The organism is Catenuloplanes atrovinosus (assembly GCF_031458235.1).
GTDB classification, from domain to species: domain Bacteria; phylum Actinomycetota; class Actinomycetes; order Mycobacteriales; family Micromonosporaceae; genus Catenuloplanes; species Catenuloplanes atrovinosus.
Window position 1 is genome coordinate 6,063,912 of sequence record NZ_JAVDYB010000001.1, and the last position, 26,506, is coordinate 6,090,417.

A 26,506-nucleotide genomic window follows, 5' to 3' on the forward strand; every position below is an offset into this window, starting at 1 on the left:
GCGGTCACCAGCGGCCGAGGCGGGCGGAGAGGACGGAGAGCGCGGCCACCCCGGCGGTGGAGGTTCTCAGGACCAGATCACCGAGGCGTACGGGACGCGCGCCGGCGTCGGCGAACGCGTCCAGCTCGGTGGGGGCGATGCCGCCCTCCGGGCCGACGACCAGGATGATCTCGCCGGCGGCCGGCAACGGGACGTGGCTGAGGCGGTCGGTGGCCTCCTCGTGCAGCACGAACGCGGCGGCCTCGCCGCGCAGCCGGTCCGCGACGCGCGCGGTGCTCAGCGCGCCGGGCGCGATCGTGGGCAGCCAGGGGCGGCGGGCCTGCTTGGCGGCCTCGCGCGCGGTGGCGGCCCACTTGTCGCGGGCCTTGGTGCCCCGGTCGCCCTTCCAGACGGTGACGGAACGGCCGGCGGACCACGGGATGATCTCGTCCACGCCGGTCTCGGTCATCGCCTGGACGGCCAGCTCGCCACGGTCGCCCTTGGGCAGGCCCTGCACCACGACCAGGCGCGGGTCCGGACTCTCGGCGTACCCGCGCGACACGATCTTGATCTTGAGGCTGCCCTTGCCGGACGCGAGCACGAGCGCGAGCGCGGTGCCGCCGCGACCGTCGGCGAGGATCAGCTCCTCGCCGGCGGTCAGGCGCTGCACGTTCGCCGCGTGGTGTCCCTCGGGGCCGTCCAGGGTCCACTCGTCGGCCGCGGGCAGCGACTCGACGAGGAAGAGTGGCGCCGACACCCGCTAGTGCCCGTTGAAGGCGTCGCGCATGCGGGAGAAGAAACCGCCCTGCTTGGACAGCTCGGCCACGTCCTCCCCGCGGGTCTTGGCGAAATCGCGGAGCATGCGCTCCTGGTCGGAGGTGAGCTTGGTGGGCGTTCGCACGTCGAGGTGCACGAACAGGTCGCCGCGGCCCTGGCCGCGCAGGCGCGGGACACCCTTGCCGCGGATTCGCATGGTGGCGCCCGGCTGGGTGCCGGCGCGGACGTCGATCTGCTCCTCGCTGTCCAGCGTCTTGATGGTCAGCCGGGTGCCGAGCGCGGCCGAGGTCATCGGCACGGTGACGCGGCAGTGCAGGTCGTCGCCGCGGCGCGAGTAGACGTCGTGCGGGCGCTCGTGGATCTCGACGTAGAGATCACCGGCGGTGCCGCCGCCCGGGCCGACCTCGCCCTGCTGGGCGAGGCGGATGCGCATGCCGTCCTCGACGCCGGCCGGGATCTTCACGGTCAGCGACCGGCGGGTGCGCACCCGGCCCTCGCCCGCGCAGGTCGGGCACGGGCTCGGGATGACGGTGCCGTGGCCCTGGCAGACCGTGCACGGCCGGGACGAGACGACCTGGCCGAGGAACGTGCGCTGCACGGACTGCACCTCGCCGCGGCCCTGGCAGGTCTCGCAGGTGGCCAGGTGGGTGCCGGCCGCGGTGCCGGCGCCGGAGCAGGTGGTGCAGATGACCGCGGTGTCGACCGTGATCGGCGCCTCGACGCCGAACGCGGTCTCCTGCAGGTCGAGCTCCAGCCGGAGGATCGCGTCCGCACCCGGGCGGGTGCGCGGGCGCGGGCCCCGGGTCGCGCCGGCCGCGGAGCCGAAGAACGCGTCCATGATGTCCTGGAACCCGACGAACGGGCCCGCACCGCCGGGGCCGCCCGGGGCGCCACCGCCGCCGGGGGCCAGCGGGTCACCGCCGAGGTCGACCATCTGACGCTTCTTGTCGTCCGAGAGCACCTCGTACGCCGCGTTGATGTCCTTGAACTTCTCGTGCGCCTCGGGATCCGGATTCACGTCCGGGTGGTATTGGCGGGCCAGCTTGCGATAGGCCCGCTTGATGTCGTCGTCGGTCGCGTCCCGGCTCACGCCGAGGATCCCGTAGTAGTCCCTGGCCACTGCGTTCGGTGTCCCCATGTCTGTCTGGATCAGGAATGCCGGCGGTTAGTTCTGCGCCAGCAGTTCACTCACGTAGCGTGCCACGGCTCGCACCGTCGCGATGTTGCCGGGGTAGTCCATCCGGGTCGGGCCGAGCACGCCCAACCCGCCCACGATCGTGCTGTGCGGCCCGTAGCCGGTGCTGACCACCGCCGCGGACCGCAGGTTGTCGACCTGGGTCTCGTCGCCGATCATCACCCGCGTGGTGGTCGGCTCGACCTCCCCGAACAGCTTGAGCAGGATCAGATCCTCCTCCAGCGCCTCGAGGATGGGCCGCAGCGAACCGTGGAAGTCCAGGATGCCACCCCGGGTCAGGTTCGCGGTGCCCGCCAGGACAACCCGCTCCTCGCGCCGCTCGACCAGCGTCTCCAGCAGTACGGACGAGAGCACGGCCATGGTCGGCCGCTGCTCCGGCCGGATCTCGTCGAGCAGCGTCTCCACCAGCGCCGGCGTGTCCACCAGGCGACTGCCGCAGAGCTTCTCGTTGATCCGGGTGCGCAGGTCGAGCACCACGTCGGTGTCGGTCGGCTCGGGCAGCTCCACCAGGCGCTGCTCGACCCGGCCGGTGTCGGCGATCATGACCAGCATGAGCCGGGTGGTGGAGACCTGGACCAGCTCCAGGTGACGCACCGACGACCGGGCCAGGCTGGGATATTGCACGACCGCGACCTGCCGCGTGAGCTGCGCCAGGAGCCGGACAGTGCGATGCACCACATCGTCGAGGTCGACGGCGCCGGCCAGGAACCGCTCGATGGCGCGGCGCTCGGCCGGGCTGAGCGGCTTGACCCGGGACAGCCGGTCCACGAACAGCCGGTAGCCGCGATCCGTGGGGACGCGGCCGGCGCTCGTGTGCGGCTGCCGGATGTAGCCCTCCTCCTCGAGCACCGCCATGTCGTTGCGCACGGTGGCCGGGGAGACGCCGAGATTGTGCCGCTCGACCAGGGCCTTGCTGCCGACCGGCTCCTGCGTCGCGACGTAGTCCTCGACTATCGCGCGCAGAACGGCGAGCTTGCGATCGTCCAATGGCATCGCCAACCTACCTTCCCGCCGGTCCCCCAGGATCCTCTCGCCGATGCTGCTGCACTGCTGGCACTCGACTGTAGCGAGTGCCAGTCTACGTCGCACGTGCGCGAGAAGCGATGATCACTTTGCTCTACATATGCGATATTTCTGATATCTGGTAGGCGCGCCGGAGGCGGGCGGTACCGGGTACTGGCCTGAGTTGATCGACCCCTCTACCGTGGCGGGCATGACCGAACCGCCTCGTCCGCCTGGTGAGGGCTACCCGGGTCACAACGACCCGACCGCTCCTATGCCGCCGTCGTACAGCACGCCACCGCCCCCGGACGGCGGTGGGTACCCGCCCCCCACGCCGCCGACCAGCGGGGCCGGGGCCTACCCACCACCGACCAGCGGAGCCGGGGCATACCCACCGCCCACCAGCGGAGCCGGGGCATACCCGCCCCCCACCAGCGGAGCAGGGGCATACCCGCCACCCACCAGTGGGGGTGGCGCCTACCCGCCGCCCACCAGCGGAGCTGGGGCGTATCCGCCGCCCACCAGCGGTGGTGGTGCCTACCCGCCGCCGGCCGGCGGTTACGGTCCCCCGCCCGGTGGCGGCACCCCGCCCGGCGGCTACGGCGCGCCGCCCGGTGCCGGCTACGGTCCGCAGTTCGGCCAGCCCGGCTACTCCGGCGCCAAGGCCAACTACGCGAACGACGACAAGACCTGGGTGATCCTCGCCCACATCGGCGGCGTGCTGTTCGGCTTCCTGGCCCCGCTGATCGTCATGCTGGTCAAGGGCAACGAGTCGCAGGTCGTCCGCGCGCACGCGGTCGAGGCGCTCAACTTCCAGATCACCTGGGGCATCGCGGCGCTCGTCTCGCTGGTGCTCACGGCCTGCTCGTTCGGTCTGCTGTTCTTCCTGCCCGGCATCGTGTGGCTGGTCGTGGTGATCTTCGGCATCATGGCGACCATCAAGGTCAACGACGGCGAGTGGTACACGTACCCGATGACCTGGCGTGTCGTGAAGTAGACAGGACGAGTTCCGTCCCGACCCCGTGCGCCGACCTCACCCGGCCGCGGGGTCTCTTCATGTCAGCAGGTCGCGGATCACGCCGTCGGCGAGCAGGCGGCCGTCGCGGGTGAGCACGATCCGGCCCGCGTCGTAGGCGTCCGGCTCCAGCAGGCCCCGGACCAGCGCGCCCTTGGCCCCGGCGCGACCGGCCTCGTCCAGCGCGGCGAGCGGCAGGCCCTCGGCGAGCCGGACCCGGAGCATCACGTCCTCCAGGTGCCGGTCGGCGTCGGTGAGCAGTTCCCGGGCCAGCGCGGGCGTCTCGCCGGCGGCCAGGCGCTTCGCGTACGCCGCGGGGTGCTTGACGTTCCACCAGCGCACGCCGCCCACGTGGCTGTGCGCGCCGGGGCCCAGGCCCCACCAGTCGCCGCCGGTCCAGTAGAGCAGGTTGTGCCGGCACCGGGCCTCGGGCGTGGCGGCCCAGTTGCTCACCTCGTACCAGTGCAGGCCCGCGGCGGTCAGCGCACGATCCGCGGCCAGGTAGCGGTCCGCGGCCACGTCGTCGTCCGGGTACGGCAGCTCGCCGCGGCGCATGCGGGCGGCCAGCCGGGTGCCGTCCTCGACGATCAGCGCGTACGCGCTCACGTGGTCCACCCCGGCGTCGATCACCGCGGCCAGCGAGCGGTCGAAGTCGTCCGCGGTCTCCCCCGGCGTGCCGTAGATCAGATCCAGGTTGACGTGCTCGAACCCGGCCTCCCGGGCCTCGATGGCGGCGGCCGGCGCACGGCCCGCGGAGTGCTGCCGTTCGAGGATTCGCAGCACGCCCGGCGCGGTCGACTGCATGCCCAGCGAGACGCGGGTGAAGCCGGCCGCGCGCAGGCGCCGAAGATACGACAGATCAACCGATTCCGGGTTGGCCTCCGTGGTCACCTCCGCGTCGGCCGCGAGCCCCCAGGTGTCGTCGATCGCCTCCAGGATGCGCGCGAGGTCGTCGGCCGGCAGCAGCGTCGGCGTCCCACCCCCCACGAACACCGTGTCCACCTTTTCCGGTTTTTTCGTCATAACGTGGGAGGCGAGACGCAGCTCGGCCAGCACGGTTTCCGCGTATTCGTCCCGGCTCGCCCCACCGCCCAGCTCGGTCGCGGTGTACGTGTTGAAGTCGCAGTACCCGCACCGGCTCGCGCAGAACGGCACGTGCACGTAGACGCCGAAGCCACGCCGGCCGGAGGCCTCGAGCGCGGCCGGGGGCAGCGCGCCGTCACGGGGTACGGCCTCGCCGTCGGGAAGTTCGCCTGGCACTCCACTAGTGTGCCCGCATGACGTCCGCGCTCCTGCGGGTGGCGGCCGGCACCGGGGTGGCGACCCTCACGCTGGACAGCCCGCACAACCGCAACGCCCTGTCCACCCCCCTGATCGCGGCGCTGTCCGAGGCGCTCGCCGCGGCCGTGGCCGACCCGGCGGTCCGGGTGATCGTGCTGTCCCACACCGGCCCGGTCTTCTGCGCCGGCGCCGACCTGAAGGAGACCGCGGCCGCGTTCGACGGCGACGGCACGCTGCCGGTGGTGCCGCTGGCCGACCTGCTGGCCTCGCTCTGGGAGTCACCGAAGCCGATCGTGGCGCGGGTCGGTGGCCCGGCGCGCGCGGGCGGCATCGGCCTGATCGCGGCCGCGGACATCGTGGTCTGCGCGGAGGAGGCGACGTTCGCGTTCAGCGAGGTCCGGCTGGGCGTGATCCCGGCGGTGATCTCCGTGCCGGTGCGCCGCCGGATCTCGGCCCGGGCCGCCGCCGAACTGTTCCTGACCGGTGACGTCTTCTCCGCGGCCCGCGCGGCGGAGATCGGGCTGGTCACCCGGGCGGTGCCGGCGGACGCGCTGGACGAGGCCGTGGAGGCGTACTGCGCGTCGCTGATCAAGGGCGCGCCGGCCGCGCTCGCCGGCGCCCGGCGACTGCTCCAGGACGTCACTGTGCGTGACGAACTGGCCCGGATGGCGGACGCCTCGGACCACTACTTCCGATCCGCGGAGGGCCGGGAGGGCATCCTGGCGTTTCGGGAGAAACGCGCGCCGACCTGGGTCCCCTGACCAACTCGTCCGGGCGGCGGCGGAGCGTCGGTAAGCTTGACGCCTCAGGACGTGGGGGTGACGATTGCGGATACGGGGAGTTGTGACCGTCTGCGCGGTTCTGGCTCTGGTCGCGGCGCTCGGCGCCCTTGCCGCCCGGCACGATTGGCGCGACACCCTCCCCGCGGTTCCGCTCGTGCTGGCCCACGCGTGCGTCGTCACGGCGGACGGCCAGGTCAACCTGGACGCGCATCAGATGGCCAACGCGGCCACCATCGCCGCGGTCGGCATCCGGCAGGAGATGCCGGAGTACGCGGTGGTCGTGGCGCTCGCCACCGCACTCCAGGAGTCGAAGCTGGAGAACCTCTCCGGGGGCGACCGCGACTCGGTCGGCCTCTTCCAGCAGCGGCCCAGCCAGGGCTGGGGCACGCCCGACGAGATCCTTGATCCGCGGTACGCGGCGGCCCGGTTCTACGGCGCGCTGCGCAAGGTCGAGGGCTGGGAGGACATGCGTGTCACCGACGCGGCCCAGCGGGTGCAGCGCAGCGCGTTCCCCGAGGCGTACCAGAAGTGGGCCGAGGAGTCCGAGGTGCTGGCCAAGGCGCTGTTCGGCAAGGCCACCGGCGCGGTCTCCTGCACGATCAGCGGCGAGCCGGAGGTCCGCGGCGCCGCGGCCGCGGCCGCGCTCGCCGACGGCCTCAGCGCGGACTGGGGCAAGCTGCGCGCCGCCACGGCGGACCGGGCCGGCCTCACGGTCGAGGTGCGGGACGACCGCGACGGCTGGCGGTACGCGCACTGGCTCGTCTCGCACGCCACCGACCACGGCGTCGAGCGCGTGCTCTTCGGCGGCCTGGAGTGGGACGCGAAGGACGGCGACTGGTCGCCCATCGCGGGCGTTCCGGCCGCGGGCACCGGCCGGGTCGTGGCCGAGGTCTTCGACTGAACCGGCGCTCATTACCCAGCCGCGCGCGCGGACAATCACCATTCACGTGAATAGTCGAATTCAGTCATGCGCCCTTCACATCACCTACAGGTAGTGGGATATGCGCATGAAAAAGCCCGGCCGCGTGACGCGGCCGGGCTCGGGACCCGAAGAGGTCAGTAGCGGCTGACGCTGCGGCGGCCGGCGAAGCCGGTGACCAGCGCCACACCGATGGCGGCCAGCACGACCTGGGTGACCAGCTCGCGCCAGTCGAAGCCGGCGGTGTCCGCGTAACCCATGGTCCGGGCGATCACGGTGCCGAGCAGGGCGGCCGCGACGCCGATGACCAGGGTCAGCCACAGCGGGATGTTCTGACGGCCGGGTACGACCAGACGGCCGAGCGCGCCGATGACCAGACCGACGATGAGAGCGGTGATGATGCCCATGAGGGTCATTTGAGTCGCCTCCTACTCCGGGGTTTTGCACGAATCCTCGTCGTGTGTGATCGATGGATTCCCGGAGTGCGCGGAAACCAAACCGCCTATCGCAATAACAATTTCCGGGCGTCCCCGAGAGCGCGGTCCATCGTCTCGAACGCCATCGCCGGCGGCGCGGCGATCGGGAACCAGGTCAGCTCCGACGCCTCGTCCCGGTCCAGCGTGATCGACGCGCCGGCCGGCAGCGTGGCCAGGTAGATGCAGTCGAGCACGGGCAGCGTCTCGTCCTGGTACTCGTACGAGCCCAGGTACATGCCGACCAGCTCGCCCAGCGTGATGTCCACGCCGAGTTCCTCGCGCGCCTCGCGCACGCCGGCCTCGGCCGGGTGCTCCCAGCCGTCGCAGAAGCCGCCGGGCAGCTCCCACCGGCCGGCCCGCGGCTCCCGGGCGCGCAGCAGCGCCATGAACTCGGTGCCGGACTCGGACAGGATGATCAGCCCGGAGGTGGGGCGCGCGTTCACGTACACGTGGTAGCCGCAGGACGCGCAGACCGACGGCGGTGCGGTGGGCAGCGCCGCACCGCACCGCGAGCAGTGCACCGTCACTTCTTGCCCGTGCCCTTGCCCGCGTCGCCGCTGTCGGAGGTGTTCAGCGCCGCGATGAAGGCCTCCTGGGGCACCTCGACCCGGCCGACCATCTTCATCCGCTTCTTACCCTCCTTCTGCTTCTCCAGCAGCTTCCGCTTCCGGGAGATGTCACCGCCGTAGCACTTGGCCAGCACGTCCTTGCGGATCGCGCGGATCGTCTCGCGGGCGATGATCCGGCTGCCGATCGCGGCCTGGATCGGCACCTCGAACTGCTGCCGCGGGATCAGCTTCTGCAGCTTGGAGGCGATCGTGACGCCGTAGTTGTACGCCTTGTCCTTGTGCACGATCGCGCTGAACGCGTCCACCGGGTCGCCGTGCAGCAGGATGTCCACCTTCACCAGGTCGGACTCCTGCTCGCCGGACGGCTCGTAGTCCAGCGACGCGTACCCCTTGGTCCGGCTCTTGAGCTGGTCGAAGAAGTCGTAGATGATCTCGGCGAGCGGCAGCGTGTAACGCAGCTCCACCCGCTCGCTGGACAGGTAGTCCATGCCCTTGAGCTGGCCGCGGCGCCCCTGGCAGAGCTCCATCACCGCGCCGACGTAGTCATTCGGCGCGAGGATCGTGGCGCGCACGGTCGGCTCCCAGATGGAGGCGATCTTGCCGGCCGGGAACTCGCTCGGGTTCGTGACCGTGACCTCCTCGCCGCCCTCGATCTGCACGCGGTAGACCACGTTCGGCGCGGTGGAGATCAGGTCGAGGCCGAACTCGCGCTCCAGCCGCTCCTGGATGATCTCCAGGTGCAGCAGGCCGAGGAAGCCGCAGCGGAAGCCGAAGCCGAGTGCCGCGGACGACTCCGGCTCGTAGACCAGGGCCGCATCGTTGAGCTTGAGCTTGTCCAGCGCGTCGCGCAGCGCCGGGTAGTCCGAGCCGTCGATCGGGTAGAGGCCGGAGTAGACCATCGGCCGCGGGTCCTTGTAGCCGCCCAGCGCCTCCGTGGCCGGCCTGGAGTTGATCGTGACGGTGTCACCGACGCGGGACTGCCGCACGTCCTTCACGCCGGTGATCAGGTAGCCGACCTCGCCGACGCCGAGCGCGGTGCCCTTCTGCATCTCCGGCGAGATGACGCCGATCTCCAGCAGTTCGTGCACCGCGCCGGTGGACATCATCTTGATCCGGTCGCGCGCCTCGATCTTGCCGTCGATCACCCGGATGTAGGTCACCACGCCGCGGTAGATGTCGTACACCGAATCGAAGATCATCGCGCGGGCCGGCGCGTCCGCCTCGCCCTTCGGCGCGGGCAGCTGCCGGACCACCTCGTCGAGCAGGTGCGCCACGCCCATGCCGGTCTTGCCGGAGACCTTGAGGCAGTCGTCCGGCTCGCAGCCGATCAGGTGGGCGAGTTCCTCCGCGTACTTCTCCGGCTGCGCGGCCGGCAGGTCGATCTTGTTCAGCACCGGGATGATCTGGAGGTCGTTCTCCATCGCCAGGTACAGGTTCGCCAGCGTCTGCGCCTCGATCCCCTGCGCGGCGTCGACCAGCAGGATCGCGCCCTCACAGGCGGCCAGGCTGCGCGACACCTCGTAGGTGAAGTCCACGTGGCCCGGCGTGTCGATCATGTTGAGGACCGCGGTCTCGCCCGCGCGCTCGCCCTCCCGCACGGTCCACGGCATCCGTACCGCCTGGGACTTGATCGTGATGCCGCGCTCGCGCTCGATGTCCATCCGGTCGAGGTACTGCGCCCGCATCTGGCGCGCGTCCACCACCTCGGTGAGCTGCAACATCCGGTCCGCCAGCGTCGACTTGCCGTGGTCGATGTGGGCGATGATGCAGAAGTTCCGGATGGCGCCGGGATCGGTCGCGCCGGGGTCACGCATGGGTGGCACGTTCGTCCGTTCTTGTCGTCGAGGCCGCTGGGTTCACGCGTCGGATCGCACTCCATGGTCCCATGCCGCCGACGCCGCCCGGCGACCCGCCGGTAGAAGAGCACAAGACCACGAGCATCAGAGGGTACGCCCGGGAACTCCCCCGCCTCGATCGCTTCGCGGCCCGGTGCCGTCACGCGCTCCGCGCGCTGCCGTAGTGCCCCCTGCGGTAACGATTTCCGGCACCGCCGGGCAGGATGGGGCGATGGGTGTGGTCTCGCTGCCGGAGGTCCCGTACGGTGCGACCGCGCTGCGGCCGTCGTGGGCCGACCTCCCCGAGGGGTTGCGCGCCGCGATCGCGGCGCGCCTGGAGTCGCCGGTGGTCTGGGCCACGACCGCCGGAGGCGGGTTCACCAGGGGATTCGCCGGCGTGCTGGACACCGGCTCCGGGCGGCGATACTTCGTGAAGGCCGCGTCGCTGTCGCACGAGCGGCACCTGGCGGACTGGCAGTACCGCGAGGTGGCGATCACCGGCGCGCTGCCGGAGGCGGTCCCGGCCGCGCGCCCGCTGTGGTCGCTGACCGCAGCCGGGTACTACGCGACCTGCCTGGAGGCGGTGGACGGGTCCGTACCGCGGCTGCCCTGGTCCCCGGCGGAGCTGAACGCCGCGCTGGACGCATGGGCCACCGCGGCGGACGCGCTCGCCTCCCCACCGGCGGAGCTGACCGCGATGGACCTGCCGCCGCTGCCCGGCCTGCTGCGGCACGAGCTGTCCTGGTGGACCGAGATCGTCGCCGGCCGGGAGCCGGCACCCCCGATGCCCGAGTACGCCGCCGGGCGCCGGGAGGAACTGGCCGCGCTGGAGCGGCTGGCCCCGGACCACGCGGGCGGCGACGGCGTCATCCACGGCGATCTGCGGCTGGACAACGTCATGATCGACGGCTCCGGCCGGGCCTGGATCTGCGACTGGACCTGGTGCTGCCGCGGCGCGCCGTTCTTCGACACCGCCACGCTGCTGGTCACCGCGCACGCGAGCGGCCTGGACGCGGACCGGCTGTTCGCCACCCACCCGACCGGCCGCGACGTGCCCGCCGAGGCGCTGGACGCGACGCTGGCCGCGCTCTCCGGTTACTGGCTGACCAGGGCCGAGTCCGGGCCGAGCAGCGCCTCACCGTATATTCGGGGGCACCAGCGGTGGAGCGGCGAGATGGCGCTGCACTGGCTGGCCACCCGCCGTGGGTGGCTTGCACCTGGTCACTAGCCGTTTTGGCCGGTGGCCGACCGGGCTGGTACTCTGGTCTTTCGCGTGCTGCGGCACCTCGATGTTGCCCGCGCGCACCAGCTTGAACCACCTTTTGTCGTCAGTAATCGCAATTTCGTAAGGACGTGGCTGTCGCGTGGCGAACATCAAGTCCCAGATCAAGCGCAACCGGCAGAACGAGAAGCGCCGGCTGCGGAACAAGTCGGTCAAGTCGTCGCTGAAGACGGCCATCCGCAAGTTCCACACCGCCGCGGAGGCCGGTGACACCACCACCGCCACCACGCTCCTGCGGGATGCCAGCAAGCAGCTCGACGTGGCCGTGAGCAAGGGCGTGATCCACAAGAACCAGGCCGCGAACCGCAAGTCGGCCATCGCGAAGCGTCTGCACTCGCTGACCGCCGCCTGATCCTCCGCACGTCGCGCACGGGCGCCGCACCGGCCTCCACCAGAGGCCCCGCGGTGCCCGTCGTTGCGTTTCCCACACCCTCATGATCATCGCCTCGCTGGACCTGGCCTCCGCCGTGGTCCCCGCCGCCGCCGTCATGGCCGCCGCGTTCGGCCTCACCCCCGCCGAGGAACTCCAGCGCCGCGACATCTTCGCCGAACACGCCAGCCACCCCGGCCTCATCGCCCGCGGCGCGTTCGACGGCCCCACGCTGACCGGCTTCTGCTACGGCTTCCCCGCCGGCGACCGCAGCTGGTGGGAACGCCAGGTCCACCCCCGCCTCGCCGCCGCCGGCGCCGCCTCCTGGCTCTCCCCCGACACCCTCGAACTCACCGAACTCCACGTCCACCCCGCCCACCAGGGCCACGGCCTCGGCCGCACCCTGATCACCGCGGTCTGCGACGCCAGCCCCGCCTCCCGGGTCCTGCTCAGCGTCCGCGTCGAGAGCACGGCGGCCCGGCACCTCTACGCGACGCTGGGATTCACGGAGCTGACGCCCGCGTTCCCGTTCAACGGCATACCACCGCACTACCTGCTCATGGGCGCCTCCCAGCCCCTGCTGCGCTGACCCGCCCGCGTCGGCGACTCTCACCGGCGCCGCCCCCTTGCAGCCGCGCGGCCCTCATCGCAACCACCCCAGCCTTCGCGTCACCGACCGGCTGTCACCGCCAGCGTGGCGGAGCTGATGCCGCTGACCGGGGCTGCGCCGGCGACCGGCCAACACAGACTCCGGCACGGCTACCGGTTCCGGCCTCAGCTGCGGCTTCGGCTCCAGCCCCGGCTCCGGCCCTGGCTCCGGCCTCGGCTCCGGCTTTGGCCCGGCCCCGGCTGCGGCCCGAGCCCCGGCTCCAGCCCTGGCTCCGGCTCCAGCCCCAGCCCCGGCTCCGGCTTTGGCCCGGGCTTCGGCTCCAGCCCTGGCTCCGGCTCCAGCCCCAGCCCCGGCTCCAGCCCCAGCCCCGGCTCCGGCTTTGGCCCGGCCTTCGGCCCCAGCCCCAGCCCCGGCTCCAGCCCCAGCCCCGGCTCCGGCTTTGGCCCGGGCTTCGGCCCCAGCCCCAGCCCCGGCTCCGGCTTCGCTTTGGCCGCAGCCCTGGCTCGGCCGGAGCCGGGCCGGCTTTCGCCTCAGTCCCGGCTTCGGCCCAGCCCCAGCTTCGACTCCGCTCCCGGCTTCGGCCCAGCCCCAGCTTCGACTCCGGTCCCGGCTGCGGCCCGGCCTCGGCTGCGGCCCGGCCCCGGCTGCGGCCCCAGCCCGGCTCCACTCCCGCGCTAACCGAAACCAAGCCGACCGCGTCAGTCAGCGGCTGTCACCGCGTCGGTGTGGGGGAATGCCGCCCCAACTGGATTGGGCCCGATGGGTCACACCACACCAACACGGCCACGTAAACGCGCGGACAGCGGCAGGCCGCCGCTAAACACGGCAGGCCGCCGCTAAAACACGGCAGGCCGCCATAAAACATGGCTGCGGCACCAGTCGGTACCGGCGCCGAACCGATGCCGGTTGCCGGAGCACCAGCCGGTACCGGCGCCAAGGTGCTGCCGATTGCCGGACCTCAGCCAACCGCCGTAGGCGGTGCGGGTGGCCGATTATCCCGGTCGGGGAGGGTTCTGCCGGGTCACTCGTAACGGCGGGTGGCGGACTGCCGGGCTCGCTGCTGCGGAGTATCGGAGTGGCGACCGGCGTCGGAACGCGGATCGATCCGCACATCGCCGTCGCGCCTGCCGGGGGCCTCGGCCGAACGGCGGCCGTGCCCGGCGCCGGGGACCTGTCGGCCGGCCTCCCCGGCCGGTCGCCGGTCGCCGCCGAACCCGCCGGACCGCGGCGCGGACTGGTCGGGGAAGCGGTGCAGGCCACCGTCGGCGGCGCGGCGCGCGGACGGCGCCCCGCCGCTCGTCGGCGCACGGCCACCGCCGGACGCGGACTGCCCGAGAGGCGGCAGGCGGTAGGACTCGTTCGACCGCCGGCCGCTCGGCACGCCGGGGCGACGACCCGGGTTCCCGGGGCCGTCGACGCCGCCCGGCCGGCCCGGCTCACCGGTCCGGCCCGCGCCTGCCTGCCGCAGCGGCTGCGTTCGCTCGCTCCACTCGGGCGTCCGGCTCGGCTCACCCGTCCCCGCCGCACCGGTGTTCCGAAGCGGTTGGGTCCGCTCACTCCACTCGGCCGTCCGGCTCGGCTCACCGGTGCTGGCGGCATCAGCCCGCGGAAGCGGCTGCGTCCGCTCACTCCGCTCAGGCGCCGGAGTCCGATCCACCTGCCCGGGCCAAGTCGGCTCACCCGTCCCGGCCGAGCCGGTCTGCCGAAGGGGCAGCGTCCGCTCACTCCACGCGGGCGTCCGGCTCTGATCCGCCTGTCCGCCTCCGCCTGCGCACGAATCGTCCCGGTCCGGTCCTTCGGACCGCCAGCTGCCGCCGAGTCGCCAATCGTCCTGGACGGCGTGCTCGGGACGTGTTCCCGGGTCCGCGGGGAAAGCCGTCCCCCAGGGACGCACGCCGTCGCCGCCGTCCGTATCCGGGGCACTGGCCGTGCTCGCGGTGCCGTAGACCGTGCCGTGCCGGGGCGTCGCCGGAAGCTCCGTCGCGGGCTCGGGGTCGACCTTCTGACCGGCGAACCGAGGCCCGGCCGGGCCGCGCCCGCCGACGGGACCGGCCGTCCTCGGAGCCGTGTCGGGCCGGATGTTCTCGCCGTGTGTTCCGTCCAGGCCGCGGCTGCCCGCGGCTGTCCGCACATCCGCGGCACCGCGTGCGTGCGCGGCGCCGTACACCTCGCTGTCCGTGGAAGCCGCGTGCACGCCGCCGTCCTCCCGGTCCACGGTGTCGCGGGACGGCTCCGCCTGCGCGGTCGCGGCGCGGGCGGCCAGGTCGCGGCGGACGGCGGCGCCCGCGGTGCCGCGCGACGGGTGGCGGGCTCCGACGCCCGCTATCACGTCGTTCAGCTTGACCATGACGGCGATGGACGCGGGCAGCACCAGGATGCCCCACCAGGTGACCAACTCCGCCAGCGCGAGCAGGATGCCGAGCCCGAACGCGCCCTCCAGGTACACGAAGCAGAGCAGGCCGCCGGGGGTGAGGTGCCGGAGGCGGAGCATCCGGGCGTAGAGCGGCCGGGCCGTCATCGGCCGCCACCTCCGCGTCGGGCGGTCGCGACGGCGACCACGGCGCGTTCGAGGGCGTAGCCGCGGTCCTCGGCGCCGCCCTTGACGGCCGCGTTGCAGTCGGCGGCGGCGCGCATGGCGTCGACCAGGGCCTCGGGGCTCCAGCCACGGGACTGCTTCTGCGCGCGCTCGATCTTCCAGGCGGGCATGCCGAGGGTGCCGGCCAGCTGGTACGCGCTGCCGCGCCCGGCGGAGGCCACGCGCGCCACCGTGCGCACGCCGTCCGCCAGCGCGTCCGCTATCGGCACCGGGTCGACGCCGACGTGCAGCGCCCAGCGCAGCGCCTCGAGCGCGCCGGGCACGTCGCCGACGATCGCGGCGTCCGCGACCGTGAAGCCGCTGACCTCGGCCCGTCCCCGGTAGTAGCGGGCGACCGTCTCCGCGGTGATCCGGCCGTCCGTGTCGGCCATCAGCTGCGAACAGGCGGCGGCAAGCTCGCGCAGGTCATTGCCGACCGCGTCGAGCAGCCCGGTGGCCGCGTCCTCGGTGCACGAGCCGCCGAGCCGGCGGATCTCGTCGCGGACGAACGCGACGCGCTCCCGCGCGCCCTTCAGCTTGGGCACGGCGACGACCGCGGCACCGGCCGACTTCAGCCCGTCCGCGAGCGCCTTGCCCTTGGCGCCGCCGAGGTGGCCGACGATCAGGTTGACCTCGGGGTCCGGGTCCTTCGCGTACGCCAGCAGCGTGGCGATCAGGTCCTTGCGCGCGTCCTGCCCGGACCGCAGCACGAGCACGCGCCGGCCGCCGAACAGGGACGGGCTCAGCATCTCCGCGACCTCGCCCGGCATCAGCGTGCCGCCCTCGTACTCCCGCACGTCGGCGCCCGGGTCCACCGCCCGCGCGGCCTGGACGGCCTGTGCGACGGCGCGGGCCGACAGCAGCTCCTCGTCACCCAGGACGAGCGTCAACGCAGGAGGATTCGCGGCAGTCACGCGGGACATCGTCGCACGCGGCACCGGGGCACCGCCCTCGGTCACTCTAACGGGGTCCGGGCCGCTCACGGCGTCCCCCGGACGACGACCGCGAGCCCGTCGCGGGTCCGGATCGCGGCGAGATCGCCCTGCTCGTCGGTACGCAACACGCGCGCGCCGTCCCTGCTCAGCCTGGCCAGCAGCGCCAGGTTGGGATGCCCGTAGTCGTTGTCCTCGCCGACCGAGACGAGCACCACGGCCGGGTCGGCCGCCGCCAGGAAGTCCAGGCTCTGATAGGCCGAGCCGTGGTGCGCCAGTTTGAGCACGTCCGCCCGCAGCGCTCCCCCGGCCCGCACCAGCGCGTCCTGCTCCTCGTTCTCCGCGTCGCCCATCAGGAGGATCCGCACGCCGGCCACGGTGGCGCGCAGCACCAGCGAGTTGTTGTTCGGATCGGAGCGGGTGCCGCGCAGCTCCTCCGGCGGCCCGATCACCTCCACGGACAGCTCGCGCGCGGCCCAGCGCCATCCGGCGGTCGCGGCGAGGACCGGCGTGCCGTGCCGGGCCGCCTCCGCGTGCACCAGCTCGTGGCCGGCGGCCGGCTCCGGCCAGGCCGTGGTGACGACCGCGTCGACCCGCCGACCGCGGAACACGCCGGCGACGCCGCCGATGTGGTCCTGGTGGAAGTGGCTGACCGCGAGCAGCGGCACGTGGTGGATGCCGAGGTCGCGCAGGCATCGGTCGACCGGCGCGGGCTCGGGTCCGGCGTCGACGACCACGGCCTGGCCGCCGCCGAGCGGGAGCACGGTCGCGTCGCCCTGCCCGACCGCGCAGCCGGCCACCACCCAGCCGGCCGGTGGCCACCCGGACGCGACCAGCCGCACCGGCAGCGCGCCGACGACCGCGGCGGCGGTGAGCACGGCGACCGCCCGCCGCACCAGCGGGCGGCGGAACGCGAGCAGCAGCGCGACCGTGAGCGCGGCCAGCAGCAGCCCGCCGCCGACGCCGCCGGGCCAGGGCACGGTGCCGGACGGCACGCGTGCGCCGAACCGGGCGACCAGCACCAGCCAGCGCGCCGGCCAGCCGCCGAGCCACGCGGTGAGCTCGGCCGCGTCCGGCCAGACCGGGGAGACCACCGCGGTGATCACGCCGAGCACGGTGGCCGGCGCGACCGCGGGCGCGGCGAGCAGGTTCGCCGGCACGGCGACCAGGCTGATCGCACCGGACAGCCCCGCGATCACCGGCCCGCAGGCGATCTGGGCGGCGGCCGGCACGGCCAGCGCCTCCGCCAGCCCGCCCGGCACGCCGGCGCGCCGCAGCCCGTCCCGCCACCGGCTCGCGAACGCCAGCAGCCCGCCGGTGGCCAGCACGGACAGCGCGAATCCGGCGTCGCCGGCCAGCTCCGGGTCCGCCACCACCAGCACCACCACGGTGGTGGCCAGCGCCGGGACCGCGCTGCGCGGCCGCGACGTGGCCAGCGCGATCAGCGCGATCGCGCCCATCACGCCGGCCCGGACCACGCTCGGCGACGGCCGGGCCAGGATCACGAACCCGACCAGCGCGCACGCGGCCAGCGCGACGGAGAGCGCCGGCCCGGCCCGGAGCCGGCGCAGGGCGAACAGCACGCACCCGATGACGATCGCGATGTTCGCCCCGCTGACCGCGCACAGGTGCGTCATTCCCGTGGTGCGAAAATCCTCCTCCACGGCCGGGTCGAGTCGGCTGGTGTCGCCGACGACCAGGCCCGGCAGCAGTCCGCCGGGCTCGGCCGGCAGGACGGCGCAGGCGCGTTGCAGCCCGGCCCGGAGCGTGCCGGCCGCGCGCTGCGCCCAGGAGGCCTCGCCGTGCGGGGCCGGCTCGGCGTCGACCGCGAGGACGGCCGCGGTGAGGTCGCCGCCGCGCGCGGGCATCAGCCGGCCCTCGGCCTGGACCCGCTGGCCGGGCAGCAGTCCGCGCCAGCGGTCGCCGCTGCCGAGCACCAGCACGCGCACGTCCACGCGGTGCCCGGCCGCCGCGCCCTCCGGCGCCACCCAGGTGAGGCGCGCCGGGACCAGCCAGGTCGGGGCGCGCCCGGTCGCGGCCGACAGCGGCCGGGGATCGTCCCGCACGGTCAGCCGGGCCGTCACCGGCGCACGCTCCCGGGCCAGGCCGGCGAGCGGCTCCGCGTCCCGGATCGCGACGCGCGCGGCCGTGACCGCCGCGCCGCAGGCGACGCCCAGCAGCAGGCCGGCGACGATCCAGCGCGCCCCGCCGAGCCGCCGCCCGGCGAACCGGACGACCGCGGCCAGCAGCGCCGCCAGGCCGGCGACCGCGATCGACGGCCACACCGGCAGGTGCAGCGCGGCGAGCCCGGCCAGCCACGTCCCCACGGCCACGCCGCCGAGCCGCAGGTCGAGCGGGGCCTCCGGGGAGCTCACACCGTCACCAGGTCTTTCAGCTGCTCGTAGCGGCTGTCACCGATGCCCTCGACCTCGCGCAGGTCGCTCACCGCGCGGAAGCCGCCCAGTTTGTCCCGGTGGTCGAGGATTCGCTGCGCCAGCACCGGCCCCACGCCCGGCAGCCCGTCCAGGTCGGCCAGCGTCGCGGTGTTCAGATTCAGCGGTGCACCGGGCGCATCGGCCGCGGCCGGCGGCGGAGCGGCACCCGGGACGCCCGGCGGCGCGCTCACCCCGACCAGGATCAGCTCACCGTCCGTCACCTTCCGTGCAAGGTTGAGCAGCGCCGGATCGACGCCCGGCAGCACGCCGCCGGCGGCCTCGATCGCGTCCGCCACCCGGGCGCCCGGCGGCAGCCGCACCATGCCGGGCCGCCGCACCTTGCCCGCCACCGCCACCACCACCTCGGCGGCGGTGGCGGCGCCCTCGGCGGACGGGTCGGCGGTGACCGGGACCGGCGGTGCGACCACCGCCTCCGCCCGTGGCCGGGCCTGCCAGGCCACCACGGCCGCGCCCAGCGCCACGACCAGCACCACCGCCGCGATCACCCGCACGCCGCGGGCGCCCGGGTCCCACCGCCCGAACCGGCCGCCCGGCCCGAACGGATCACTGCGTCGCTGCTGCCGTTCCTCGTCGTCCACGCGGGCACCGTACGGCCGGAATGGTCCATGAAAATCGATGGCCATCGACTCTGTGGACACCGAACCCGCCTGTGGACGGCCCCCTGATGGTGGACGGTTGCTGCTACCATCCCGGCCCGGCTGGTGATCACGAGACGTGACCGCCGAAGGCATGACGAGACCGAGGTGAACCCAGGTGTTCTTCTGGCGCCGCACCACCGGCAAAGCGCCGCTGACCAGGGAAGACCTGGCCGAGCGGGTGGTACGCCGGCTCCGCCGGCACGGCATCCGGGACGCCCGATTCGACCCCGGCTCGTTCGCCGTCCAGTACGAGGGCGCGGTCCTGTACCTGGAGAACCTCTACGTGGAGATCTGCGCCGCACCCGTGCCGCAGCAGCGCGCCCGGGTGAAGGCGTTCGTGGACGCGCTGATCCGGCTGCCCGCGACGCCCGACGACTGGGACCGGGCGCGGACGATGCTGCGCCCGGTGCTGCGCGGCGCGGCGCCGATGGCCGTCGACCACAGCGCGCCGATCACCCGCCCCGCGCTGCCGTTCCTGGCCGAACTGCTGGTCATCGACCTGCCCGCGTCGATGGCCTACGTGACCGCGGACCACCTGCGCACCTGGGGCGTCTCCGCGGACGAGGCCTACGCCGCCGCCCGGTCGAACCTGCGGGCCGGCGCCGTGGCGCCACCGAAGCCGGGCGAGAGCCTGCCGACGATACTGCACTTCGTGGACGAGGGCGACTCGTACTGCGCCTCGTTCCCGCTGGTCGACGGCTGGCTGGCCGGCCTCGCCGCGCGGCTCGGCGGCAAGCGCCCGGTGGCGTTCCTGCCGGACCGGACGACCGTGGTGGTGACCACCGACGACCCGGACACGCTGCTGGCCACGTTCCCGCTGGTGGAGGCCGAGTTCCTGGAGTCCGCGCGGTCCACGTCGCCGATGGCCTACGTGAGCGACGACCTCGGCCGCACCGTGCCCTACGAGGCGCCGCCCGGCCACCCGTTGCACCACGCGGTCCGGCGCGCCGAGCGACTGCTGGCGCTGCGCGAATACGACCGGCAGCACCGCACCGCCGACGGCCTGCCCGGCACCCCGCTGCCGCTGCGGATGGCACAGCGCCCGGACGGCTCCACGTTCACCTACGCGCTCTGGTCCGGCGAGTCACCCGCGCTGATGCCGGTCGCCGACCTGGTCGCGATCGCGGACGGCGACGGCGGCACATTCTTCGTCCCGTGGGCCGAACTGGCCCTCCGCGACCTGTTCACACCGCTGGACGGCCTGACACCACCCCGCCACCTCGCCAGCGCCTTCCCGGACGAGGCCACCCGCACGGAACTCAAGGGCTGCGAAATACAGCCATAAGATCTTGTTTCCCGCTTCCGGCGTGGTGGCGATCCGCATGCTCCCGCGGGCACCGGTCGTCGCTGGCGCTCCTCCCTGCCGGTCCCGCGGGCGGCCGGTGCACCACCCACGCCGCGGCCTCCGTTCCGGCGGGAACACCACCTGGTGGCGAGCGTTCCGCCCACCGCCGCCGGACCGGCTTGCCGGCGGTGTGATTCCGCGCGCCACGCAAGCCGACCCGCCACGATCGCCGCGTGATCTCCCCGGCCACGCCGGAACCGGCTCCGACGCCGCGAGCGGAGCGGAGCGCCAGCGGAGTCGTAGCCCGCGGCGAGGTTTGCCCGCGGGAGCATGCGGAACCGGGTCACGCCGGAAGCGGGAAAATCGGGGTCCGGGGGTGGCACAGCGCCCGCGGAAGCGGGAGGGAAGGGCCGCTAGTTGTGGTTCGGTGGGACGTCGGGGATGAGGACCTCGCCGTAGGAGGGGTTGTTGGAGGCCGCGAGCGCCAGCAGGGCGTGCACGTGGGCGGCCGCGATGTGGTTGGCGTTGGCCTGGAGGTGGGCGGGGTTGCCCTCGTCGCCGGGCTTGGCCTGGGTCACCCACGCGGTTCGGTCGGCCTCGTAGCCGGCGCGGCCCAGCAGCTTCTCGGCCACGCGGTAGTGTTCGTCGCCCGTCATGGGAACCATGCTCACGTCCCCGGGTTGCAGATGGCGGCGAATTCCGCAAATCACCGCCGGTGCATCACGGTGCAGATGGCGCCGGGGCCGAGGTGGGCGCCGACCACCGCGCCGATCTCGGTGACGTGTCTCTCGCGCAGGCGGGGGCCGAGCCGGGCGGCGATGCGGGACAGCAGTTCGGCGGCCCGGTCGGGCGCGGCCAGGTGGTGCACGGCCAGGTCCGCGTCGCCGTCGCCGGCGGCGTCCACGGTCAGGTCGGCGAGCCGGGCCAGCGCGCGCCCGGCCGTGCGCACCTTGTCCCGCACCACGATGGCGCCGTCCGAGACGCGCAGGATGGGCTTGACCGACAGCGCGGTGCCGACCAGCGCGGACGCTGCCCCGATCCGCCCGCCGCGGCGCAAAAAGTCGAGCGTGTCCACGTAGAACAGCGAGGTGGTGCGCTCGACCGACGTCTGCGCGGCCTTGGCGGCCTCGTCGAGGTCCGCGCAGCCGGCGGCGGCGAGCGCGGCGAAGCCGGTGGCCATGCCGGCCGACCGGGAGTCGATCACGCGGACCGCGTCGCCGAACGGCGCGGCGGCCAACTGGGCGGCCTCGACCGTGCCGGAGAGCCGGGCGGAGAGGTGCACGGAGACGACGCCGGTGGCGCCGCCGTCCAGCAGCCGGCGGTACGCCTCCGCGAAGCGCTCCGGCGCCGGCCGGGAGGTGGTGACCGGGACTCGCCGGTCGCGCAGCATCCGGGCCAGCTCGTCCGGCGGCAAACCGGGCACTTCGGGCAGCTCACGGTCGCCGACCACGACGTGCAACGGCACGACCGTGAGCCCGTCCGTGTCCGGCAGGTACGCCGTGGAGTCCGTGACGACCGCGACTGACATGCCGGGCACGGTAACGCATGCGGGCCGATCAGGCCGGTTTCACGGACTCCACCTGGAGCGGCGTGCCCTGCTGGCAGGTGCTCATCAGGTCCTGGGCGAGCGTGCCGGTGACGGTCACCCGGGCCCCGACCCGGGCCATCGTCTGGTCGCCGCCGATCAGCAGGTACGACGCGCGGCCGTCCGAGATCAGCCGGCAGCCGGGCTCGACGCCGGCGGTCACCTCGCCGGTCACGGTGATCTCCAGCGGCTTGCCCGACTTGCCGGTCATATCCGGCGGCGTCTCGATCGGCAGCCCCGGCTCGGCCGGCCCACCGGGCACCGCCGAGGGTCCGGAGTCCGCGGCGCTGGGCGAGACCGAGGCCGCGGGTGAGACCGAGACCGCGGGTGAGACCGAGACCGCGGGCGAGGCCGACGGCGCCCCGGACTCGGTCGACGACGGGGAGGACGCGCATGCCGCCACCGAGAGCAGGGCGGCGGCCGCGACGAGAAGGGAGAACCGGCGCATGGTCATGATGAGTGGGACGTTACCGGCCCGCGCCGGGTTCCGCTCAGACCGGCGCGGGGATCGCCTTCTCCGGCCACGGCCCCACGTTGTGCGCGCGCAACTGCCAGCCCCGGTTCGGCGTGTCGACCAGCTCGGTCCAGTGACAGTTCTGCAGCGGGCGGATCGCCGACATCACGTCCGACGGCCAGCCCAGCACGTCACCGAAGCCCTGCCGCGCGGCGCCGCCGTGCGTGGCGACCACGACGACCTCACCGGGGTGCCGCTCGGCGATCTCGCGTAGCGACTCGCCGACCCGCTTGCCGACGTCGTCGTTGCGCTCGACCTCGGCGCCGACGTCCGGATCGCCGCCGCGCCACCGCGCGAACGCCTCCGGGTGGGCCTCGGCGATCTCCGGGTCGGTCAGGCCCTGGAACAGCCCGTAGTGCCGCTCCCGCAGTCGCGGGTCCTCGGTCACGGGCAGTTTCACCAGCGTGGCCAGCGCGTCCGCGGTGTGCCGGGCGCGCAGCAGATCGCTGGAGTAGATCGCGGACGGCTCCAGACCGGCGATGAGTCGCGCGGCGGTGGCGGCCTGCGAACGGCCGAGATCGTTCAGCGGCACGTCGGTCTGCCCCTGGACGCGGCCCGCCGCGTTCCAGTCGGTGTTGCCGTGCCGCCAGATGATCAGTCTGGTCACGCCGCGGAACCCGCGCCCGCCTCGGCGTCGACCAGGTCGCGGTCGACGAACGGGACGATCGGGCAGTCCTTCCACAGGCGGTCGAGCGCGTAGAACTCGCGCTCCTCGGAGTGCTGGACGTGCACGATGATGTCGTTGAAGTCCAGCAGGACCCAACGACCGGATCGTTCACCCTCCTTGCGGACCGGCTTCGCCTTCTCCGGCAGCTTGAGCAGCTCCTCCTCGATCGCGTCCACGATCGCGAGCACCTGCCGCTCGTTCGGCGCGGAGGCGATCACGAAGGCGTCGGTGATGACGAGCTGGTCGCCGACGTCGATGACGACGACGTCCTCGGCCTTCTTGTCGGCGGCGGCTTGAGCGGCGGTCAGGGCCAGCTCGAGGGCGCGCTCGGGTACCGTCACCCGGGCTCCTTCCATGGGTACAGCAACAACCGTTCCAGGGTCTCACAACCGAGGGTCGATCGTCTCCTCACTTCATCCCCAGATCGGACAGAGGGGGACAAACTACCCAGCGTACAGGCCTCGTTTGGCGATGTACTGCACCACACCGTCCGGGACCAGGTACCAGACCGGCTTGCCGGCCACCACGCGCGCGCGGCAGGCGGTCGACGAGATCGCCATCGCCGGCACCTCGACCAGGCTGACCGCGTCCTCCGGCAGGTGCTCGTTCGACAGCTCGAACCCCGGTCGGGTGACGCCGACGAACCGGGCCAGCGCGAACATCCGCTCCGCGTCCTTCCAGGAGAGCATCTTCGCCACCGCGTCCGCGCCGGTGATGAAGAACAGCTCCGCCTCCGGCCCGTAGATCGCACGCAGGTCACGCAGCGTGTCGACGGTGTAGGTCGGACCGGGCCGGTCGATGTCGACGCGGCTGACCGTGAAGCGCGGGTTGGACGCGGTCGCGATCACGGTCATCAGGTAGCGGTCCTCGGCCGGGGTGACCGCCTGCCGCCCCTTCTGCCAGGGCTGCCCGGTCGGGACGAAGACCACCTCGTCCAGCCCGTACCGGTCCGCGACCTCGCTGGCCGCGACCAGGTGACCGTTGTGGATCGGGTCGAACGTGCCGCCCATGATGCCGATCCGCCGCCCAGGTTCCGCCACTGAATGATCTTCCCTCGCGACACGCCGTCCGGCAAACCGTCCAGGACCTTCGAGATCAAAGGCAGCGAGGGTACGGACGGCGTCCGCACCCTCGTCGCCGGAAATCCTTCGTCAGAGGCCTCGCGACCGGAGCGCGCGGCGCATGTCGTCATCCGCGTCCGTCACCGCGCGGCGTACCGCCGGATGCAGGTCCTCGCGCGCGAGCAGGCGCGCCGACGCCGCCCGCGTCTCCGGCGACACCGCGTACGCCGGGAAGGTCAGCGCGGCCAGCCGCTCCGCCGACCACCCGGACCGCAGCGGCGCCGCCTCCGGGATCTCCGCGAAGTAGCGCTCCACGTACGGCGCGGTCAGCTCGCTCTGCTCCGGCTGCCAGAAGCCCTGCCCGTACGCCACCAGCATGCGGTTGGAGAGCGTCTCGTCCGTGTAGAGCCGCTGCCAGGCCCGCTCCTTCGCCGCCGGGTCGGGCAGCGCGGCCGTGCACGTGCCGGCCCACAGCTCGCCGGCCGCGCTGCGGTCCCGCTCGGACTCCGCCTCGATCTCCGCCGCGCCGGCCTCGCCCAGCACCACCAGCGCGGCCAGCAGGCGCCAGCGCAGGTCCGCGTCGACCGCCAGCCCTTCCGGAACACCGCGGCCGGCCAGCCAGTCCCGCAGCCGGGCCGTGTCCCGGGTGGAGCCGATCAGGCTGCGCGCGGCCGCCAGTTGCAGCGAGTGGCCGGGCGGCGCGGCGGCCAGCAGCCGGTCGCAGGCGGTCGCGACCAGCAGCAGCGCGTCCTCCCGGGCCGCCGCGTCCAGGTAGCGGTCGACCAGCCGGCCGGTGAGCAGCAGCACGTCCTCCACGATGATCACCTCGCGCTCGGCCGGCAGCGCCGCGAGCACCAGCGAGACCAGGTCCGCGACCGGGCGGTCCGCGTCCTGCACCGCGTCGATCGTCGCGCTCCAGATCACCGCGCGGGTAAGCGAGTCCTCCAGGCCGGGCAGCACCAGCGGCACCGCGGACGCGGAGGCGTCGTCGAGCCGCACCTTCGCGTACGTCAGGTCGCCGTCGTTGAGCAGCAGCAGGTCGGCCGCGCGCGCCCCGGCGAGCCGGTCGAGCACGGTGCGGCCGCCGTCGGTCTCCGGCGTCAGGTCGGTCTCGAACCGCTCGCGGCACACCACCTCCGCGCCGACCCGGTCGTAGAGCCCGACCCGGATCCGGTGCGGGCGCAGCGTCGGGTGGTCCGGCGGCGCGGTCTGCCGGACGGCGACCTCGGCCCAGGTGCCGTCCGGGCCCGGCGTGATCTCCGGGGTGAGCGTGTTGACCTGGGGGCGGCGCAGCCACAGGTCCGCCCAGCCGGTCAGGTCCCGGCCGGCCGCGCGGCTCAGCGCGTCCAGCAGGTCGGCCAGCGTGGCGTTGCCGAACGCGTGCGCCCGGAAGTAGTCGCGCAGGCCGGTCAGGAACGCCTCGTCGCCGAGGAACGCGACCAGCTGGCGCAGCACGGCCGCGCCCTTCGCGTACGAGATGCCGTCGAAGTTGAGCAACGCGAGCGCGGAGTCCTCCAGCTCGGCTGGCGCCACCGGGTGCGTGGACGGACGCTGGTCGGCCGCGTAGCCCCAGCCCTTGCGCCGCATGCCGAACGTGGTCCAGGTCTGCCGGTCGGTCACCTCGGCGATCACCCGGTAGCCCATGTGCTCGGCGAACGACTCGTTCAGCCACAGGTCGTCCCACCAGCGCATGGTCACCAGGTCGCCGAACCACATGTGCGCCATCTCATGCGCGATCACGGTGGCGCGCAGCTCGTGCTCGGTCTCCGTGACCGCGGAGCGGAACACGTAGTCGTCGCGGAACGTGACCAGGCCCGGGTTCTCCATCGCGCCGGCGTTGAACTCGGGCACGAACGCCTGGTCGTACTTGCCGAACGGGTAGCGCACCCCGAACAGCTCGTGGAACCGGTCCAGGCAGCGGGCCGTGACGTCCAGGATCTCGGCCGCGTCCTTGTCCAGGTCGCCGGCGAGCGAGGCCCGGCAGTACAGCCCCAGCGGGATGCCGTCGTGCTCGCCGGTGACCAGGTGGTACGGGCCCGCGATCAGCGAGAAGAAGTAGGTGGCCAGCGGCCGCGTCGTGGCGAAGGTCCAGAGCCCGTCCTGGCGAGCGGCCTCCGCACCGTTCGCCGCGACGAGCCAGCCCTCCGGCGCGCGCACGGTGAGCGTGAACGGCGCCTTCAGGTCGGGCTGGTCGAACGAGGCGAACACCTTCTCCGACTCGTCCAGGAAGGAGCCACCGTAGAGGTACACCTCGCCGTCCGCCGGGTCCACGAACCGGTGCAGTCCGTCGCCGGTGTTCGTGTACGCCATCTCGGCCTCGACGGTCAGCACGTTCTCCGCGTCGCCGGTGAGCAGCGCGGCCAGCGGCAGCCGGTTGCCGTCCAGCGTGGCCACGTCCAGGTCGGTGCCGTTGAGCCGGGCGGAGAGGAGCCGGTGCGGCTTCACCTCCGCGAAGGTCGGTCCGGGCGACGCGGCCCGGAATCGGATGGTGGTGCTCGATCGGAACAGCTCCGGACCACCCGTGAGGTCAAGGTGGATCTCGTAGCCGTCGACGGTCAGCAGTGCGGCGCGTTCCACGGCCTCCGCACGAGTCAGGCTGCGCATCGGACCATCCTCCCCGCTCCGGCCCCGGCGGCAACTCCGGGTAACCTGTATCCCGCGATGTGACGTGGCGCACGCGGGCCCGGTCACATCCGTCGAG

At 73.4% G+C, this 26,506-nt stretch carries 25 protein-coding genes; 7 read left to right on the plus strand and 18 right to left on the minus strand.

The window, feature by feature from the left end; genetic code table 11:
• Positions 1-4 precede the first annotated feature (4 nt).
• From J2S41_RS26830 to hrcA, 3 genes are read right to left on the minus strand one after another with little or no spacing between them, the layout of a single operon-like run.
• Entirely contained in the window at positions 5-736 is a 732-nt protein-coding gene (locus J2S41_RS26830; RefSeq protein ID WP_310371628.1) for a 16S rRNA (uracil(1498)-N(3))-methyltransferase, read from the minus strand.
• Positions 737-739: 3 nt separating this feature from the next.
• Entirely contained in the window at positions 740-1,876 is a 1,137-nt protein-coding gene (gene dnaJ, locus J2S41_RS26835) for a molecular chaperone DnaJ (RefSeq protein WP_310376555.1), read from the minus strand.
• 45 nt (positions 1,877-1,921) lie between these two features.
• A complete protein-coding gene (gene hrcA / locus J2S41_RS26840; protein ID WP_310371630.1) occupies positions 1,922-2,944 on the minus strand; it encodes a heat-inducible transcriptional repressor HrcA in 1,023 nt (340 codons plus the stop codon).
• A 220-nt stretch (positions 2,945-3,164) separates the two neighbouring features.
• Between hrcA and J2S41_RS26845 the strand changes: the two genes are divergently transcribed.
• Entirely contained in the window at positions 3,165-3,950 is a 786-nt protein-coding gene (locus tag J2S41_RS26845) for a DUF4870 domain-containing protein (protein WP_310371631.1), read from the plus strand.
• A 57-nt stretch (positions 3,951-4,007) separates the two neighbouring features.
• Here the strand turns inward: J2S41_RS26845 and hemW are convergent, their stop codons facing one another.
• The gene (hemW, locus tag J2S41_RS26850; RefSeq protein ID WP_310371633.1) at positions 4,008-5,228 is read right to left on the minus strand and encodes a radical SAM family heme chaperone HemW; all 1,221 of its coding nucleotides are present in this window, start codon (positions 5,226-5,228) and stop codon (positions 4,008-4,010) included.
• A 17-nt stretch (positions 5,229-5,245) separates the two neighbouring features.
• Between hemW and J2S41_RS26855 the strand changes: the two genes are divergently transcribed.
• Together J2S41_RS26855 and J2S41_RS26860 are read left to right on the plus strand one after the other, a co-directional pair.
• Positions 5,246-6,010 carry an enoyl-CoA hydratase-related protein gene (locus J2S41_RS26855; protein WP_310371635.1) on the plus strand — a complete coding sequence of 255 codons (765 nt, stop codon included), beginning with the start codon at positions 5,246-5,248 and terminating at the stop codon, positions 6,008-6,010.
• Between the two features lie 64 nt (positions 6,011-6,074).
• Positions 6,075-6,932 (plus strand): hypothetical protein, encoded by an 858-nt coding sequence (locus J2S41_RS26860; protein WP_374728166.1) that lies wholly within the window; start codon positions 6,075-6,077, stop codon positions 6,930-6,932.
• A 155-nt stretch (positions 6,933-7,087) separates the two neighbouring features.
• On the opposite strand, the gene J2S41_RS26865 is transcribed toward J2S41_RS26860, so the two are convergent.
• The 3 genes from J2S41_RS26865 to lepA all read right to left on the minus strand — a co-directional run bounded on the left by J2S41_RS26865 (position 7,088) and on the right by lepA (position 9,809).
• Complete coding sequence (locus J2S41_RS26865; protein WP_310371636.1) at positions 7,088-7,366, minus strand: GlsB/YeaQ/YmgE family stress response membrane protein; 279 nt, start codon at positions 7,364-7,366, stop codon at positions 7,088-7,090.
• Between the two features lie 86 nt (positions 7,367-7,452).
• Positions 7,453-7,947, minus strand: coding sequence for an NUDIX domain-containing protein (locus J2S41_RS26870; protein WP_310371638.1), 495 nt, complete (start codon positions 7,945-7,947; stop codon positions 7,453-7,455).
• A gap of 2 nt (positions 7,948-7,949) precedes the next feature.
• Entirely contained in the window at positions 7,950-9,809 is a 1,860-nt protein-coding gene (lepA, locus tag J2S41_RS26875) for a translation elongation factor 4 (protein WP_310371640.1), read from the minus strand.
• Between the two features lie 253 nt (positions 9,810-10,062).
• Here lepA and J2S41_RS26880 point away from each other — a divergent pair, with 253 nt between their 5' ends.
• From J2S41_RS26880 to J2S41_RS26890, 3 genes are all read left to right on the plus strand, one after another.
• A complete protein-coding gene (locus J2S41_RS26880) occupies positions 10,063-11,058 on the plus strand; it encodes a phosphotransferase (RefSeq protein WP_310371642.1) in 996 nt (331 codons plus the stop codon).
• Between the two features lie 136 nt (positions 11,059-11,194).
• Complete coding sequence (rpsT, locus tag J2S41_RS26885) at positions 11,195-11,464, plus strand: 30S ribosomal protein S20 (protein WP_310371643.1); 270 nt, start codon at positions 11,195-11,197, stop codon at positions 11,462-11,464.
• Positions 11,465-11,546: 82 nt separating this feature from the next.
• A complete protein-coding gene (locus J2S41_RS26890; RefSeq protein WP_310371646.1) occupies positions 11,547-12,071 on the plus strand; it encodes a GNAT family N-acetyltransferase in 525 nt (174 codons plus the stop codon).
• Positions 12,072-13,113: 1,042 nt separating this feature from the next.
• Here J2S41_RS26890 and J2S41_RS39940 read toward each other — a convergent pair.
• Genes J2S41_RS39940 through J2S41_RS26910 form a run of 4 tightly spaced genes read right to left on the minus strand, consistent with a single transcriptional unit; the run spans position 13,114 to position 18,786 of the window.
• Positions 13,114-14,610, minus strand: coding sequence for a chromosomal replication initiator protein DnaA (locus J2S41_RS39940; protein ID WP_374728167.1), 1,497 nt, complete (start codon positions 14,608-14,610; stop codon positions 13,114-13,116).
• Positions 14,607-15,590, minus strand: a complete 984-nt coding sequence (gene holA / locus J2S41_RS26900) for a DNA polymerase III subunit delta (protein WP_310371648.1) — start codon at positions 15,588-15,590, stop codon at positions 14,607-14,609. The genes J2S41_RS39940 and holA overlap by 4 nt, the downstream gene beginning before the upstream one ends.
• A 56-nt stretch (positions 15,591-15,646) precedes the next feature.
• On the minus strand, positions 15,647-17,974 hold the full coding sequence (locus J2S41_RS26905; protein WP_310371650.1) for a ComEC/Rec2 family competence protein: 2,328 nt from the start codon (positions 17,972-17,974) through the stop codon (positions 15,647-15,649).
• The gene (locus J2S41_RS26910; protein ID WP_374728168.1) at positions 17,971-18,786 is read right to left on the minus strand and encodes a ComEA family DNA-binding protein; all 816 of its coding nucleotides are present in this window, start codon (positions 18,784-18,786) and stop codon (positions 17,971-17,973) included. Before J2S41_RS26910 ends, J2S41_RS26905 begins: the two co-directional genes overlap by 4 nt.
• 22 nt (positions 18,787-18,808) lie before the next feature.
• Between J2S41_RS26910 and J2S41_RS26915 the strand changes: the two genes are divergently transcribed.
• On the plus strand, positions 18,809-19,978 hold the full coding sequence (locus J2S41_RS26915) for a DUF1444 domain-containing protein (RefSeq protein ID WP_310371652.1): 1,170 nt from the start codon (positions 18,809-18,811) through the stop codon (positions 19,976-19,978).
• Positions 19,979-20,391: 413 nt separating this feature from the next.
• On the opposite strand, the gene J2S41_RS26920 is transcribed toward J2S41_RS26915, so the two are convergent.
• The 7 genes from J2S41_RS26920 to pepN form a co-directional block, all read right to left on the minus strand.
• Complete coding sequence (locus tag J2S41_RS26920; protein ID WP_310371654.1) at positions 20,392-20,634, minus strand: hypothetical protein; 243 nt, start codon at positions 20,632-20,634, stop codon at positions 20,392-20,394.
• Positions 20,635-20,684: 50 nt separating this feature from the next.
• A complete protein-coding gene (locus J2S41_RS26925; protein WP_310371656.1) occupies positions 20,685-21,506 on the minus strand; it encodes a DegV family protein in 822 nt (273 codons plus the stop codon).
• A 28-nt stretch (positions 21,507-21,534) separates the two neighbouring features.
• The gene (locus J2S41_RS26930; protein WP_310371658.1) at positions 21,535-22,017 is read right to left on the minus strand and encodes a hypothetical protein; all 483 of its coding nucleotides are present in this window, start codon (positions 22,015-22,017) and stop codon (positions 21,535-21,537) included.
• Between the two features lie 37 nt (positions 22,018-22,054).
• Positions 22,055-22,684, minus strand: a complete 630-nt coding sequence (locus tag J2S41_RS26935; RefSeq protein WP_310371661.1) for a histidine phosphatase family protein — start codon at positions 22,682-22,684, stop codon at positions 22,055-22,057.
• Positions 22,681-23,085: a ribosome silencing factor gene (gene rsfS / locus J2S41_RS26940; RefSeq protein WP_310371662.1), complete on the minus strand. Its 405-nt coding sequence runs from the start codon at positions 23,083-23,085 to the stop codon at positions 22,681-22,683. The genes J2S41_RS26935 and rsfS overlap by 4 nt, the downstream gene beginning before the upstream one ends.
• Before the next feature lie 102 nt (positions 23,086-23,187).
• Entirely contained in the window at positions 23,188-23,784 is a 597-nt protein-coding gene (gene nadD / locus J2S41_RS26945; protein WP_310371664.1) for a nicotinate-nucleotide adenylyltransferase, read from the minus strand.
• 111 nt (positions 23,785-23,895) lie between these two features.
• Positions 23,896-26,409, minus strand: a complete 2,514-nt coding sequence (gene pepN / locus J2S41_RS26950; RefSeq protein ID WP_310371666.1) for an aminopeptidase N — start codon at positions 26,407-26,409, stop codon at positions 23,896-23,898.
• Between the last annotated feature and the right edge of the window lie 97 nt (positions 26,410-26,506).

Bases quoted from the DNA above. Each gene is read 5' to 3' on its own strand.
- J2S41_RS39940 (WP_374728167.1), bottom strand. From the start codon at position 14,610: ATGACGGCCCGGCCGCTCTACGCCCGGATGCTCCGCCTCCGGCACCTC.
- J2S41_RS26880 (WP_310371642.1), top strand. From the start codon at position 10,063: ATGGGTGTGGTCTCGCTGCCGGAGGTCCCGTACGGTGCGACCGCGCTG.
- J2S41_RS26890 (WP_310371646.1), top strand. From the start codon at position 11,547: ATGATCATCGCCTCGCTGGACCTGGCCTCCGCCGTGGTCCCCGCCGCC.
- J2S41_RS26910 (WP_374728168.1), bottom strand. From the start codon at position 18,786: ATGCCTTCGGCGGTCACGTCTCGTGATCACCAGCCGGGCCGGGATGGT.
- J2S41_RS26930 (WP_310371658.1), bottom strand. From the start codon at position 22,017: ATGACCATGCGCCGGTTCTCCCTTCTCGTCGCGGCCGCCGCCCTGCTC.
- J2S41_RS26925 (WP_310371656.1), bottom strand. From the start codon at position 21,506: ATGTCAGTCGCGGTCGTCACGGACTCCACGGCGTACCTGCCGGACACG.
- J2S41_RS26845 (WP_310371631.1), top strand. From the start codon at position 3,165: ATGACCGAACCGCCTCGTCCGCCTGGTGAGGGCTACCCGGGTCACAAC.
- hrcA (WP_310371630.1), bottom strand. From the start codon at position 2,944: ATGCCATTGGACGATCGCAAGCTCGCCGTTCTGCGCGCGATAGTCGAG.
- lepA (WP_310371640.1), bottom strand. From the start codon at position 9,809: ATGCGTGACCCCGGCGCGACCGATCCCGGCGCCATCCGGAACTTCTGC.
- pepN (WP_310371666.1), bottom strand. From the start codon at position 26,409: ATGCGCAGCCTGACTCGTGCGGAGGCCGTGGAACGCGCCGCACTGCTG.
- J2S41_RS26865 (WP_310371636.1), bottom strand. From the start codon at position 7,366: ATGACCCTCATGGGCATCATCACCGCTCTCATCGTCGGTCTGGTCATC.
- J2S41_RS26855 (WP_310371635.1), top strand. From the start codon at position 5,246: ATGACGTCCGCGCTCCTGCGGGTGGCGGCCGGCACCGGGGTGGCGACC.
- holA (WP_310371648.1), bottom strand. From the start codon at position 15,590: ATGTCCCGCGTGACTGCCGCGAATCCTCCTGCGTTGACGCTCGTCCTG.
- J2S41_RS26920 (WP_310371654.1), bottom strand. From the start codon at position 20,634: ATGACGGGCGACGAACACTACCGCGTGGCCGAGAAGCTGCTGGGCCGC.